14 protein-coding genes and 1 other annotated feature are annotated in these 13,267 nt (G+C 51.7%); of the genes, 6 read left to right on the forward strand and 8 right to left on the reverse strand.

Features of this window, described 5'->3' with window-relative positions:
• Positions 1-58: 58 nt before the first annotated feature.
• The 6 genes from KTH89_RS15675 to KTH89_RS15700 all read left to right on the forward strand — a co-directional run bounded on the left by KTH89_RS15675 (position 59) and on the right by KTH89_RS15700 (position 5,136).
• Complete coding sequence (locus KTH89_RS15675; RefSeq protein WP_158342565.1) at positions 59-775, forward strand: MBL fold metallo-hydrolase; 717 nt, start codon at positions 59-61, stop codon at positions 773-775.
• Positions 772-1,992 carry a lactonase family protein gene (locus tag KTH89_RS15680; RefSeq protein ID WP_238722310.1) on the forward strand — a complete coding sequence of 407 codons (1,221 nt, stop codon included), beginning with the start codon at positions 772-774 and terminating at the stop codon, positions 1,990-1,992. The genes KTH89_RS15675 and KTH89_RS15680 overlap by 4 nt, the downstream gene beginning before the upstream one ends.
• Positions 1,970-2,668 carry a beta-phosphoglucomutase gene (gene pgmB / locus KTH89_RS15685; RefSeq protein ID WP_238722311.1) on the forward strand — a complete coding sequence of 233 codons (699 nt, stop codon included), beginning with the start codon at positions 1,970-1,972 and terminating at the stop codon, positions 2,666-2,668. Before KTH89_RS15680 ends, pgmB begins: the two co-directional genes overlap by 23 nt.
• Before the next feature lie 139 nt (positions 2,669-2,807).
• The gene (locus KTH89_RS15690; protein ID WP_238722312.1) at positions 2,808-3,656 is read left to right on the forward strand and encodes a DUF3990 domain-containing protein; all 849 of its coding nucleotides are present in this window, start codon (positions 2,808-2,810) and stop codon (positions 3,654-3,656) included.
• Position 3,657: 1 nt separating this feature from the next.
• On the forward strand, positions 3,658-4,101 hold the full coding sequence (locus KTH89_RS15695) for a hypothetical protein (protein WP_158342562.1): 444 nt from the start codon (positions 3,658-3,660) through the stop codon (positions 4,099-4,101).
• A gap of 3 nt (positions 4,102-4,104) precedes the next feature.
• Positions 4,105-5,136: an NUDIX domain-containing protein gene (locus KTH89_RS15700; RefSeq protein ID WP_238722313.1), complete on the forward strand. Its 1,032-nt coding sequence runs from the start codon at positions 4,105-4,107 to the stop codon at positions 5,134-5,136.
• A 5-nt stretch (positions 5,137-5,141) separates the two neighbouring features.
• Here the strand turns inward: KTH89_RS15700 and KTH89_RS15705 are convergent, their stop codons facing one another.
• The 8 genes from KTH89_RS15705 to trpE form a co-directional block, all read right to left on the reverse strand.
• Positions 5,142-6,017: a transporter substrate-binding domain-containing protein gene (locus KTH89_RS15705; RefSeq protein ID WP_275061805.1), complete on the reverse strand. Its 876-nt coding sequence runs from the start codon at positions 6,015-6,017 to the stop codon at positions 5,142-5,144.
• Positions 6,018-6,180: 163 nt separating this feature from the next.
• A complete protein-coding gene (gene trpA, locus KTH89_RS15710; RefSeq protein ID WP_158342560.1) occupies positions 6,181-6,972 on the reverse strand; it encodes a tryptophan synthase subunit alpha in 792 nt (263 codons plus the stop codon).
• Positions 6,965-8,149, reverse strand: coding sequence for a tryptophan synthase subunit beta (gene trpB / locus KTH89_RS15715; RefSeq protein ID WP_238722314.1), 1,185 nt, complete (start codon positions 8,147-8,149; stop codon positions 6,965-6,967). The genes trpA and trpB overlap by 8 nt, the downstream gene beginning before the upstream one ends.
• Positions 8,150-8,204: 55 nt before the next feature.
• Complete coding sequence (locus tag KTH89_RS15720) at positions 8,205-8,822, reverse strand: phosphoribosylanthranilate isomerase (protein ID WP_238722315.1); 618 nt, start codon at positions 8,820-8,822, stop codon at positions 8,205-8,207.
• The gene (gene trpC / locus KTH89_RS15725) at positions 8,815-9,609 is read right to left on the reverse strand and encodes an indole-3-glycerol phosphate synthase TrpC (protein ID WP_238722316.1); all 795 of its coding nucleotides are present in this window, start codon (positions 9,607-9,609) and stop codon (positions 8,815-8,817) included. The genes KTH89_RS15720 and trpC overlap by 8 nt, the downstream gene beginning before the upstream one ends.
• Before the next feature lie 53 nt (positions 9,610-9,662).
• The gene (trpD, locus tag KTH89_RS15730; RefSeq protein ID WP_238722317.1) at positions 9,663-10,673 is read right to left on the reverse strand and encodes an anthranilate phosphoribosyltransferase; all 1,011 of its coding nucleotides are present in this window, start codon (positions 10,671-10,673) and stop codon (positions 9,663-9,665) included.
• A gap of 30 nt (positions 10,674-10,703) precedes the next feature.
• Positions 10,704-11,273: an anthranilate synthase component II gene (locus KTH89_RS15735; protein WP_158342555.1), complete on the reverse strand. Its 570-nt coding sequence runs from the start codon at positions 11,271-11,273 to the stop codon at positions 10,704-10,706.
• A complete protein-coding gene (gene trpE / locus KTH89_RS15740; RefSeq protein WP_158342645.1) occupies positions 11,257-12,732 on the reverse strand; it encodes an anthranilate synthase component I in 1,476 nt (491 codons plus the stop codon). Before trpE ends, KTH89_RS15735 begins: the two co-directional genes overlap by 17 nt.
• Positions 12,733-12,864: 132 nt before the next feature.
• Positions 12,865-13,116, reverse strand: a binding site (T-box leader).
• Between the last annotated feature and the right edge of the window lie 151 nt (positions 13,117-13,267).

The following is a 13,267-nucleotide window of genomic DNA, read 5'->3' on the forward strand; positions in this document are numbered from 1 at the left end:
AGATCCGCTTCTGTAGTGATGGATTTGTCTCTGGAATGAGAGAAAGAACGGTGTAATTATGCAGATAATGAAAGATGTATATCAGTTGAGCGGGGTACCGCTGGCAACGAATTCCAACAGTTATGTCATTCGGGCTGGGGAACAGCTGATACTGATCGATGCGGGATTCTCTGACCTTCAGTGGGAGAAGATGGGGCAGATGCTCCGGTTCTGGGGACTGGACAAACTTCCGGTCACCCACACCCTGTTCACCCACTGTCATTTTGACCACGCAGGAAACGCCTGGAGGGCCCGGGAGCTGGGCTCCCGAATACTAGCCGGGCCGGGGGATGCCAAGGCGATGGAAGAGGGAGATAAAAACTGTATCGGATACCTGTTTGGCAGAGAGTTCAGACCCTGCAAGACAGATGAAGTCCTGGAGGATGGCCGGGTGCTATCCTTCGGGGATGTAGTGATCCGGGCCATTCACGTTCCGGGACACAGCCGGGGATCGATGATGTATGAGGCCAGTCTCCACGGTAAGAAGATTTTGTTTATGGGAGATTTTCTGGCTGTCGAACCGGCCGCGCCGGAGGATGATATAAAAGTATTGTTGGCCTGGACGGGCGCTCCCGATTTTTCCGGGAAGGATTATCTGAATTCTCTGGAAAAAGCGTCCGGCCTGCGTGAGGATATCCTGTGTCCCGGACATTACCATCTGCTGTACGGACCGGATGTCTGCAGGCGGGCGCTGCTTATGGCGTATGAACTGGGAAAAGAGACGCTTCCCCTATGAGTGACAGAAGATTTATCTATACGGGGAACTGGGCTTCTACATACAATGAGCGGGGGAACACGGCTGTCTGTGTCTATGAATATAAGGAAACGGACCGGGAGTGGAAGCGGATCCAGCGTGTTCCCATGGAATACAGTGTCAGCGGCCTTTGGGTCGATACCGAGAAATACATGCTGTATATAAGCCTGGAGATTTCACGCTTTCAACAGGAAGAGCCGGGCGGCCGGGTGCTGTGGTTTAAGATCGACCGGGAGACGGGAATGCTTATGCCGGCGGGACAAATCAATTCCTTCGGCGCGTTCCCGCTGGATCTGAAGCTGTCGGAACACTATGCGCTGGTGCTGAACCATGGTTCCAACCGGCCTCCCGTGTGCGGGGTGTTCGCTGACCGTGACGGTACCATCCGGACCGGGAATGTGTTTGATGCGGCCACGCTGGTACTCTTTGAGAGAGACGATGAGGGGAATCTTACCAAAGCCAGGGATTTCTATGCGTTTACCGGTTCGGGAGAGATCCCTTTTTTTCAGGATACGGCATCGCCCCACTCGCTGTGCCGCGGCATGGGCCGGACGGAATATCTGGTACCGGAGCGGGGAACCGACCGGGTTTCAATATTCAGGATTGACGGGGAAAATTGGAAGATCAGCCGGCAGGGAGAGATCCGGATTCCAAAGGGATATGGCCCCAGAAATGCCATAGCAGTCCAGGGGCTTTCCAGCTGTTACGTGATCGGGGAGATCATGCCGGCAGTACTTCTTTGTAAAGAGAGCCAAGGGGAGTTAAGCCCGGTACAGAAGCTAACTACCGTACCGGAAAAGGAACTGGAACAATATAAGGAGCCGGTCACTTCCTTTCAATATCCCCATCCGTCAGCCTTGGCCGTCAGTCCGGATCATCGCTTTTTGTACACGCTGACCAGGGCCGCAGATGTTCTGGCTGTCTATCCTCTTCATCCGGAAACCGGAGAGATGGGGAACCCCAGCTGCCACCGGCTGTCGGGAGCTAATCCAAGACAGCTGCTGCTGGAGGGCGGGGATCTTTATATCGTGTTTCAGGATACGGAAACGATAGAAAGGGTCCGGCTCAATGCCATTACTGGAACTCCGGTCCAGGAGATAACGGTCATCCGGGATATTCCGCGCTTGGCGGTAATGGATATGCTGGTTATGCAGCAGGAGGCAGGAGAGGCCGAGAATGAAACCAACTACACCAGATAGCGGGAGGGAAAGCAGATATATGATCAGAGCGTTTATTTTTGATCTGGACGGCGTGCTCACAGACACGGCGGAATATCATTACCAGGCATGGAAGCGGATCGCCGAAGAATACGGACTTTTTTTTGACCGAAACGCCAATGAGCAGCTCAAAGGCGTCAGCCGGAGACGTTCCCTGGACCTTATACTGGAAATCAATCAGGCCGGGCAGCGTTTTAACGAACAGGAGAAGGAACAGATGGTTCGTGAAAAAAATAGGATCTACCGGAATCTCCTGAAAAATATTACGGACCGGGATATTTTACCCGGAATTCAAGGATTTCTAAAAGAAGCCAGGGAAAGAGGAATTTTACTGGCTGTGGCGTCGGCCAGCCGCAATGCGGATACGGTGCTGAACCGGCTGGGAATCAAACCAGTCTTTGACTATATCGCGGATGCCGGTCAGATCGCCAGAACAAAGCCGGACCCGGAGGTGTTCCTGGACTGCTGCCGGAATCTGGGCGTTTTGCCCCATTCCTGCATAGGTTTTGAGGATTCGCAGGCCGGAATCGAAGCGATACGGGCGGCGGGAATGAGATCTGTGGGGATCCGTGTCAAGGTGACCACATTGGCCCCGGATCTTCCCTATCAGGGAACGGAGGAATTGGATGTGCAGCAGGTGCTGGATTATTTTGAGTAACTGCTTTAGAACAATTGCTGCCTCAATGCATAACTGCTTTCGGCGGTTTATTCTGACCTATGTGCTGTATTGTGTTTTTATATTTCACATGTTATAATAAAACAATTCAGATGTTATATGGAAAGCCCAGGAGGTCATAATGAAAAGCTCCCAAATTATAAAAGAAATACGTTCTTGTCTGAATTTGAGTCAGAGTGAATTAGCCGACAAGTTGGGGGTTAGCTTTGCAACCGTAAACCGCTGGGAGAAAGGCCGTTGTGCGCCATCAAAAATTGCAGTCAATGCAATTAAGAGCCTGTGTGATAATCATAATATTGATTTTTCACGATTTGCAGGGAACCGTATTGTCACTTCCAATGAAGTAGTGACTCTTTATCATGGCTCGAAGTCAGGGCTCCACGGCGCGATTGCACCTATAAGCCGGGATCGCTGTGATTTTGGTAAAGGTTTTTACATGGGCACCGACCGTACTCAGCCGCTTACTTTAATCTGCAACTATCCGAAAGCTAAAATATATTTACTAAGCATTGATTTGTCCGATCTTAAAATTCTTGATATTGAGGTGGGGTTAGAGTGGGCATTAATGGTTGCTTATAATCGTGGAAAGATGGAATCTGTGAAAAACTCAAAAATCTATAAGCGGTATGCGGATTTAAGTAAGGATTACGACGTGATTATTGGTTATATTGCAAACGATAGAATGTTTGTGGTGTTGGATCGATTCTTTAATGGAGAAATCACAGATCTTGCGTTAATCAATAGCCTTTCCGCGTTGAAACTTGGAAAGCAATATGTAGCTTTAACAGAAAAGGCCTGCAAAAAAATTAAAATCCTTGATGAACAAGAACTTTCTGAAGACGACCGGGATAAACTGAAGCAGGAAAGTGAAGCAAAACGTTCCATAGGTATCGCAAAGGCTGATGAAATTTGTCGGAAATATCGTCGGGAAGGCCGGTTCTTTGATGAAATATTAAAGGCAGGTGAATGAAATGGAAAATCTAACACTTGATAAGCGCCAACTTTGTGATATACAGGGGCGTTTGTTTGAGCTTGCGCGAAAAAGTGGATATGATTGTCCGTTGTTTATAGAAGCTTTTATGAATAGCAAAGCTGCTGCTGCCCTTGATGATATCTATGATCGCTTACAATGGGCTGGGGAAGAATATATTCTTGAAGAGTTAAATGATGAGGTAGGCGGTTTGAAAAAGGCTGGTACAACTTATACTTCGGAAGTAATGTATTGGACGGGATACACTTACCGCTATTGGCATTATTATACCAATCAATGCAGCCGTGAAATATATAGCATCGCTGATGCAAAAACAATGAATGAATGTTGGCTTGGATTCCACACTTTTGATGTCGAGATGGCCATCGATGATTTGAAAGAGATTTATAAACAGAAATGTGATGAAAATAAAGGGATAGTTTAAAATATGAAAAGCTGCTTGACTACACTTTGTTATATAGAAAAAGATGACTGTTACCTGATGCTGCACCGGATTGTGAAGAAAAATGATGTCAATAAGGATAAATGGATCGGGATCGGGGGCCATTTTGAACACGGGGAAAGTCCGGAGGAATGCCTGCTGCGTGAGGCGGCAGAAGAGACCGGACTCATTCTTACGTCCTACCGGTTCCGGGGGATCGTGACCTTTATCGCAGACGATTATCCGCCGGAATATATGTGTTTATTTACCGCGGACGCGTTTGAGGGAGAAATGATTTCCTGTGACGAGGGGGTTTTGGAATGGGTGCCGAAGCGGGATGTGGAGCAGCTGAACCTGTGGGAAGGGGATCATATTTTCCTGAATCTGATGCGGGAGGAGCGTCCGTTCTTTTCCCTAAAGCTAAGTTATGAGAATAATGTGATGAAAGAGGCTGTTCTGGACGGACAGGCCATGGAACTGATCGATATCCGGAATCCGGACGGTACGGTCACGGGAAGAGTAAGGGAACGCACGCTGGTCCACCGGGACGGGGATCTGCACGGAACGTCCCATGTCTGGATTTACAGAAAGCGGGCGGATCAGACCTTTGACCTGCTGCTGCAGAAGCGGGCGGCGGGAAAAGACGCGTTCCCGGGCTGCTATGATATCTCTTCCGCAGGCCATATCCCCGCGGGGGATGAATATGCCCGGTCCGCCGTGCGGGAACTCGGCGAGGAGCTGGGCATAGATGCAGATATAAAGGACCTGCATTTTCTGGGAATGTATGAGTCATGGGCGGAGCGGGAATTCTATGGAAGGCCGTTCCGGAATCACGAAATCAGCGCGGTGTACCTGTTGGAAAGTGACCTGGAACCCGATCGGCTTTCACTGCAGGAAGAGGAAGTGGAGCAGGTGGTTTGGATGAATATCAGGGATATCCGGCGGGGGATCGAAGATCACACATTGGAACACTGCATTTTCACAGACGAGCTGGATATGCTGGAAAAATATCTGAATTCGTCCGGGAGGAAAGCGTAACGGGATTATTCTACAATATAGCGGTCCAGGATTTCCTGATAGATCCCGTTTTCCTTCAGATTCCGGAGCCCCTCATTAAAGTAGTTTAACAGCTCTTCGTTCTGTCCTTTTTTTACCGCAAACCCATAAGAATTTCCGGCCTGTTTCTCACCAACCATCTGAATTTTCATTCCCTGGCTGATGGCGTAGCCGATAACCGGATAATCCTCGAAGCAGGCAGCCGAACTGCCGGATAGAACATCCTGGTACATACTTGAGGAATCGTCAAATACCGTTATGGTGAATCCGTAGGTATCCGCGATGGATTCCGCGAAGGCAGCGCCCTCCGTTCCATTTTTTACCGCAACGGTCCGGCCCTTTAGTTTTTCATAAGAATCCACGGAGGAATCCTTCACTACGGCCATGACGATACCGGAATTAAAATACGGATCGGAAAAATCAAATTTGGCCTGCCGGTCCGGCGTGATACTCATACCTGCGATCACACCGTCTGCCTGTCCGGACTCCAATGCGGTCACAGCGGCGTCAAACCCCAGGCTTTGCAGTTCAAAGGTAAATCCCTGATCCTCTGAGATCGCATGCAGAAGCTCCACATCGATACCGGTAAAGTTCCCGTCCACATCCTCAAATTCAAAAGGGGAGAAAGTCGTATCCGTAGCAATCCGGAAAGTTTTTGATTTGCCGGTTTGCCTGCCGGAGTCAGGATTTTCAGCGTCATCTGAATTATTTCCCGAAGGGACATTTAAATCGGCATTGGGAGTCTGTGCGGCAGGGGGTGTCTCCTGATTCGTATTCTTATCCGCATCCTGGTCCGATGCGCAGGCTGTCAGCGCCAAAGCAGTCAGACAGGCGGCCGTCAGTAACATCATTTTTTTTATCATAAGCGTAACCTCCATTAAGTTAAAATAAAAGAGAACAAGGGCTGGCCCATGTTCTCTTTTGTGATTTATACGAATGAAAAATTGCGTATGTTCCATCCGCTTAAACTGTCATATCGTTCGTTCTCTCGTGCGGGTTAAGCTTATCACAGCCATAAGCCCTGCGTCAACTTGTAAAATCATCCAGCCCAGCTATGGCTTCTTTCATAGACCGCACATACTCACTTACGGCCTCAACGCAATCCTTCCCATCCTTCGCCACCAGTTTTACAATCGCGCTTCCCACGATGGCCCCATCCGAAACCGCCGCCATCTTTGCCGCCTGTTCCGGCGTGGATATCCCGAAGCCCACGGCGCAGGGGAGATCGGTAACCGACTTCACCAGCCGCACCATAGCGCCTATGTCTGTCCGGATCTCCGAGCGGACGCCGGTAACCCCCAGGGAGGACACACAGTAGATAAAGCCTTTTGCCTCCTTTGCAATCATGGTGATCCGTTCCTTGGAAGTGGGAGCGATCAGGGGTACCAGATCCACTCCGTATTCCGCGCATATGGGGGCCACTTCTTCCTTCTCCTCAAAGGGCAGATCCGGTATAATCACTCCGTCGATGCCTGCCGTCCGGCATTGGCGGAAGAAACGTTCTTTTCCATAGGTATAGATGGGATTCATATAGGTTAAAAATACCAACGGTATCTGTGTGCGCCGCCGCACCCGGGATACCATCTCGAAAAGCTTGTCCGTAGTACAGCCGGCTGCCAGCGCCCGTGCGTTGGCCTCCTGGATCACGATACCCTCCGCGGTCGGATCGGAGAAAGGGACTCCGATCTCTATCAGGTCCGCGCCGGCCTGATCCATGGCGCAGATCAGTTCTTCCGTAGTTTCCAGATCCGGATCTCCTCCGGTGATAAACGCGATGAATGCTTTTTTGTTCTGAAATGCCTGTGCTATTCTACTCATAGATCTGCACCCCCCTGTATCTGGCGATGGCCGCCACATCCTTGTCCCCCCGTCCGGACAGATTGACGACGATGATCTGATCCGGTTTCATCGCCGGCGCCAGTTTTCTGGCGTACGCTACGGCATGGGCGCTTTCCACCGCCGGGATGATCCCCTCGGTTCTCGAAAGATATTCAAAGGCCTGCACCGCCTCCTCATCTGTGATGGGTACGTATTCCGCCCGTCCGGTATCATGCAGCATCGCGTGCTCCGGGCCGATGCCGGGATAGTCTAACCCGGCCGAGATGGAATAGACCGGTGCGATCTGTCCGTACTCATCCTGACAGAAGATGGATTTCATGCCGTGGAAAATGCCCCTGGTTCCCTTGGCGATCGTAGCGGCATGTTGATCCGTATCCACACCGAGGCCCGCGGCTTCACAGCCGATCAGCCGGACGGAAGTCTCGGGGATGAACTCGTAGAAAGCGCCCATGGCGTTGCTGCCGCCTCCCACACAGGCAAGCACGGCATCGGGCAGTCTCCCTTCCCGTTCCAGCAATTGCTGCCGGATCTCCCTGCCGATTACCGACTGGAAGTCCCGTACGATCATGGGAAAGGGGTGAGGCCCCATCACGGAACCTAAGACATAGAGCGTATCATCCACCCTTCTGGTCCATTCCCGCATGGTCTCATTGACCGCGTCCTTTAACGTCTGTGTGCCGCTGGTAACCGCGTGCACCTTCGCACCCAGCAGCTCCATCCGGTAGACGTTTAACACCTGCCGGTCCGTATCCTCCTTGCCCATGAAGATCTCACACTCCATGCCCATCAGCGCGGCCGCGGTGGCAGTAGCCACTCCGTGCTGGCCGGCGCCGGTCTCCGCGATGACGCGGGTTTTTCCCATTTTCTTCGCCAGAAGCACCTGTCCCAACACATTGTTGATTTTGTGAGATCCGGTATGGTTTAAATCCTCCCGTTTCAGATAGATTTTCGCACCGCCCAGATCTTTTGTCATCTTTTCGGCGTAATACAAAAGCGAGGGCCGTCCGGCATAATTTTTCAGCAGGTCCTCTAACTCCCGGTTAAATTCAGGATCATTCTTATAGTGTTCATATGCATTTTCCAGTTCGATTACCGCGTTCATCAGCGTTTCCGGGATGTACTGACCGCCGTAATCACCATATCTTCCCTTTTTCATCTGTTATCTCCATTCTACCGTCCGCGCGGACGGTCTTAAGTCTTTATTCATGTTCTCAAGGATTCTGTCTGACAGCCTCCAGGAACCGTCTGATCTTATCGAAATCTTTGTAGCCGTTCGTCTCCACCCCGCTGCTCACATCTACGGCAAAGGGCCTGCACCGGGTCAGGATCTCACGCACATTGTGCTCATCCAGCCCACCGGCCAGAAAGTAAGGTTTTTGCAGCTGCTCCGGGATCAGGGAAGGATCGAACTGCTTCCCGCTGCCGCCATACTGCCCCTCCACGAAAGTATCCAGAAGAAGATAATCGCAGGGCAGCTGTTCCGCCTCCAGGACCTGTTCTTTATTCTGGACCCGGACCGCCCGGATAACCGGAACTGCCGTCTGTTCTTTGAGACGGCCGATATAAGAGGCGTCTTCATCCCCGTGAAGCTGTACGATATCGATAATCTTCTGCCTGCAAAGAGCGGCTACCGTTTCCAGAGGTTCATTGACAAAGACGCCTACCGCCCGGATCTGCGGGGCAAGCCTGACCCGCATCCGCAATGCCAGCAGCAGGCTGACCTGGCGTTTGCTGGGGGCAAATACAAATCCGGCGTAATCCGGTTTTAACTGGTTCACATAGCCGATATCATCCGGCGTGCGCAGTCCGCATATTTTTACTTTAGTCATAAGCGTCCCCCCGAAGCGTGTGCAGCATTTTTGTCTTGTCGGGGCTTCGCATCAGGCTTTCCCCGATCAGTACCGCATGGACTCCGGCATCTCTTAAGGCCTGCACATCGTCAGCGGTACGAATCCCGCTTTCCGCCACAAAGATCACGGATTCCGGGACCAGAGCCCGCAGCCTCCTGCTGTTTTGGATATCCACGTCAAAGGTTTTCAGATTCCGGTTATTCACCCCGATGATGCGGGCTCCGGCGTCCGCCGCGGTTTGGATTTCCTGTTCGTCATGGGCTTCCACCAGAGCGGACAGGCCCAATTGCCGGCAGATATCCAGGTATTCCCTGAGAACCGGCCGTTCCAGAAGGGCGCAGATCAGCAGAACCGCGGAGGCTCCCAGTGTTTTGGCCTGGTAGATCTGGTACGGATCAATGGTAAAATCCTTTCTGAGCACAGGGATGCTGACCGCGTTTACGATTTCTTCCAGATATTCATCTTTTCCCAAAAAGAACCGGGGCTCCGTCAATACGGAGATGGCTGCCGCCCCTGCCTGCTCATATTCCCGGGCGATCTGGACATAGGGGAAATCTTCCGCGATGATCCCTTTTGACGGGGAAGCTTTCTTTACCTCGCAGATAAAATTAATATCCTCCCGGAGGAGGGCCTGTTCAAAGGGAAAGCGGTGCTGCTGCGCCTTCGCTATCCGAAGGGCAGCTTCCTGCATTTCTTTAGGCGATACCAGTTTTTTCTGATTCGCCACCCGCAGGGCTGTCGCTTCTGCGATTGTATCTAATATCATGCCTGTATTCTCCTGATTATTGTTCTTATTTCTTTCTATTTCCATCCGATCCATCAGATGGTATTGGATAACTCCACGAAACGGTTCAGCTGTTCCAGCGCTTTTCCGCTGTCGATGATATTGGCAGCCATGGCTACAGCCTGATCCATGGTGATATCATTCTGCGTCATATAAATGCAGGCGGCGGAGTTCAGCAGTACGGCATCCCGTTTGGGTCCCTTTTCCCCGCTTAAAATATCCCGGGCGATCCGGGCGTTTTCCTGAGGGTCGCCGCCGACCATATCCTGTTTCGCACACATGGTAAAACCGTATTGCTCGGGCTTTATCATATAACATTTTACCACGCCGTCCCGCAGCTCACAACAGGTAGTCGGCGCGCTCAGTGAAATTTCGTCCAAACCGTCCTGGCCGTATACCACCATGGCCCGCTTGACGCCCAGTTTCAACAGTACCTGGGCCAGCGGTTCCACCAGGGATTCCTCGTAGACGCCCAGAAGTTCAAAATTGGCGCCGGCCGGATTGGCCAGGGGGCCCAGGATGTTAAATACGGTACGGATGCCCAGTTCCTTTCGGACCGGCGCTACGAAGCGCATGGCCGAGTGATATTTCTGGGCGAACATGAAGCACAGGTTGATTTCCTTTAAAATCTCCGCGCTCTGGGCCGGGCTTATCTCAATATTGACACCCAGCGCTTCCAGCACGTCGGCGGCTCCGCATTTGCTGGAAACGCTGCGGTTCCCGTGCTTGGCGACCGGGATACTGGCGGCGGATACCACCAGGGAGGAGACGGTGGAGATATTAAAGGTATTGGCTTCGTCCCCGCCGGTTCCCACGATCTCCAACACATCCATATCGTGGAGCAGGCGGGTACAGTGCTTACGCATTCCGGCCGCGCACGCGGTGATCTCGTCGATGGTTTCCCCTTTCATGCGCAGGGCGGTCAGAAACGCGCCCATATGGATCTGGGACGCTTCCCCGTCCATGATTTCGTCCATCACCTGTTCCGCCATTTCATAGGATAAATCTTCATTGTTTACCAGTTTGTAGATTGCTTCTTTGATCATTTTCTTGTTCCTCCAATTTATTCTTTTTAGTTATCCATACAGAAAATTTTTCATAATTACCGCCCCGTCCGGCGTAAGGACCGATTCCGGATGGAACTGCAGGCCGTAGACCGGGAATTCCCTGTGGCAGACCGCCATAACATCCTGTTCCTCTGTCCGCGCGATGATCTGAAGCTCATCCGGTAGGGTAGCTGGGTCCGCGACCAGAGAGTGGTACCGGGCCACCCGGATTTCTTGAGGAAGTCCGGCGAACAACGGATTTTGCGTGTCGATCCGTATTATGCTCTGCTTTCCGTGCATCAGCTTCGGCGCATAGGTGATACGCGCGCCAAACGCTTCGCAGATTCCCTGGTGGCCCAGGCAGACGCCCAGAATGGGAATCCTGCCTTTTAAGGTGCGCACGGTTTCTTCGCAGATGCCGGCGTCCTTCGGCCTTCCGGGACCAGGGGACAGGATAATATGGGAGGGAGCCGCTTTTTCTATTTCCCGCACGGTCCGGGCATCGTTACGGATCACCCGGATTTCCTCGGCGGTCAGGCTGCCCACCAGCTGGACCAGGTTATAAGAAAAACTGTCGTAGTTATCAATGAGCAAAATCATATTCCGTCACCTCCCCGGCTCTTCGCAGAGCCTCCATCACGGCCTGGGCCTTATTGGCACATTCCTCATACTCAAGCTCGGGGACGCTGTCCGCCACGATACCGGCCCCGGCCTGCACATACACTTTGTTGTCCTTTTTAACCGCGGTACGGATTGCAATACATACATCCAGGTTGCCGGAAAAATCCAGGTACCCAATAGCGCCGCCGTAGATCCCCCTGGCCTCCGGCTCCAGTTCATCGATGATCTCGCAGGCCCGGAATTTTGGAGCGCCGGAGAGGGTTCCGGCCGGTAGGAGGGCTTCGATGGTGTCACATCCATCCTTCCCCTCACCCAGCGTGCCGTTTACCACCGATGCGATATGCATGACTTTGGAGAAACGGTGGATCTGCATATAATCCTCCACATGGACACTTCCGAAAGCGGCCACCTTGCCCAGGTCATTTCGGGCCAGATCCACCAGCATATTGTGCTCGGAACACTCTTTTTCATCGGACAGCAGTTCCTTTTCCAGCTGCTTATCCTCCTCCCTGGTCCGGCCTCTGGCTCTGGTACCTGCTACCGGGAAGGTGGTCAGTTTCTTATCTACCAGTTTGATCAGGGTTTCCGGAGAAGCCCCCGCGATCTGCAGGGAATCGCTCTGTATAAAATACATGTAGGGAGACGGGTTGGTAGTGCGCAGCACCCGGTACATATTCAGCAGGCTTCCCCTGTAATCCGCCGTGAATTTTCTGGAAATGACGCCCTGAAAGATATCGCCCTCCCGGATGTAATGCTTCGTCTTCTCCACCATCTGCAAATAGTCGTCCCGGGAGGTATTGCATACGAACTGAGGAATCTCAGGCGCCGGTTCCTTTTGGCTTTCCATCGGCATGGGACCACAGATCATGCGGACCAGCTTATCAATCTCCAGCGCTGCTTTGCGGTAGCCCTGTTCCCGGTCTTTTAGCTTTGCATTGACAATGACAAAGATCTTCTGGCGGAGATGATCAAAGGCGATCACTTTATCAAACAGCATCAGATCCAGATCCTGGAAATCACTCTCCTTGATCTTTAGTTTCGGTTCCGCATAGGCGATCATCTCATAAGAGAAATATCCCACAAAGCCCCCGGTAAAAGTCGGCAGGCCTTCCACGTGGGGAGCCCGGTATTCGGATAAGAGTTCCCTTAGAATCCCCATGGGGCCGCCTTTTTTCCGCAGTTCGATTTCCCCGCTTTTGATCCGGGTCTCCCCGCGCTTGCAGGTGACATGCATCAGCGGCTGATAACCCAGAAAAGAATACCGGCCCCATTGTTCCCCGCCCTCCACACTTTCCAGAAGAAAAAAGTTCTGATCCAGCATGGTAAGCTTCTTCAGCAGATTGATGGGCGTAATAACGTCTGCATAGATTTCCCTGCACAGCGGCACCAGATCATAATCTGTCTGATAAATTTTTGTTTCCTCATAGGTGAGATTCATTTTATCCACGAATCCTTCACTCCTTTCCAATGCAATATTCCAAATCCAGGCACTCATTTTTCCGTATCGCGCGCAAACGCCCGACATACGGGCCGTAAGTTAACAATAAAAAAAGCCCTCATCCCTCTAAAAGAAAGGGACAAAAGCTGCGCTTCTGCGATACCACCCTGATTGATGTCTTTTCTGTGACACCCGCTCTGTTACATACTATCATATGCACCCCGTTGATAACGGATGGGGAACCCGTCCAAAGCTACTCCCGCCAACGGTTTCGCCCGGCCCTCCCAGGCCCATTCGAATCTTATCCGGCATACCGCTTTCTCAGCCACCGCGGTTCTCTGGAATGCCGATCCAAGTTCTACTCTTCCTGGTCAATGGTTTCTAACTCTAATTGATTAAAGTATACTGACCCGGGGTGCATTTGTCAATTGTTTTTTGGTTCTTTCCAAAGTTAGTTGATTTTGCGCTTTGATTCAAGCCGCAGCAGTTTTCCTTTAAGTAGCAAAAAACTGTTGCGGCCATACATAATCCGTTT

This window comes from Diplocloster agilis (assembly GCF_019042275.1).
GTDB lineage: Bacteria > Bacillota > Clostridia > Lachnospirales > Lachnospiraceae > Diplocloster > Diplocloster agilis.

Excerpts from the sequence above, each read along its gene's own strand:
- KTH89_RS15675 (WP_158342565.1), top strand. The coding sequence starts at position 59 with ATGCAGATAATGAAAGATGTATATCAGTTGAGCGGGGTACCGCTGGCA.
- KTH89_RS15680 (WP_238722310.1), top strand. The coding sequence starts at position 772 with ATGAGTGACAGAAGATTTATCTATACGGGGAACTGGGCTTCTACATAC.
- pgmB (WP_238722311.1), top strand. The coding sequence starts at position 1,970 with ATGAAACCAACTACACCAGATAGCGGGAGGGAAAGCAGATATATGATC.
- KTH89_RS15690 (WP_238722312.1), top strand. The coding sequence starts at position 2,808 with ATGAAAAGCTCCCAAATTATAAAAGAAATACGTTCTTGTCTGAATTTG.
- KTH89_RS15695 (WP_158342562.1), top strand. The coding sequence starts at position 3,658 with ATGGAAAATCTAACACTTGATAAGCGCCAACTTTGTGATATACAGGGG.
- KTH89_RS15700 (WP_238722313.1), top strand. The coding sequence starts at position 4,105 with ATGAAAAGCTGCTTGACTACACTTTGTTATATAGAAAAAGATGACTGT.
- KTH89_RS15705 (WP_275061805.1), bottom strand. The coding sequence starts at position 6,017 with ATGATAAAAAAAATGATGTTACTGACGGCCGCCTGTCTGACTGCTTTG.
- trpA (WP_158342560.1), bottom strand. The coding sequence starts at position 6,972 with ATGAGTAGAATAGCACAGGCATTTCAGAACAAAAAAGCATTCATCGCG.
- trpB (WP_238722314.1), bottom strand. The coding sequence starts at position 8,149 with ATGAAAAAGGGAAGATATGGTGATTACGGCGGTCAGTACATCCCGGAA.
- KTH89_RS15720 (WP_238722315.1), bottom strand. The coding sequence starts at position 8,822 with ATGACTAAAGTAAAAATATGCGGACTGCGCACGCCGGATGATATCGGC.
- trpC (WP_238722316.1), bottom strand. The coding sequence starts at position 9,609 with ATGATATTAGATACAATCGCAGAAGCGACAGCCCTGCGGGTGGCGAAT.
- trpD (WP_238722317.1), bottom strand. The coding sequence starts at position 10,673 with ATGATCAAAGAAGCAATCTACAAACTGGTAAACAATGAAGATTTATCC.
- KTH89_RS15735 (WP_158342555.1), bottom strand. The coding sequence starts at position 11,273 with ATGATTTTGCTCATTGATAACTACGACAGTTTTTCTTATAACCTGGTC.
- trpE (WP_158342645.1), bottom strand. The coding sequence starts at position 12,732 with ATGAATCTCACCTATGAGGAAACAAAAATTTATCAGACAGATTATGAT.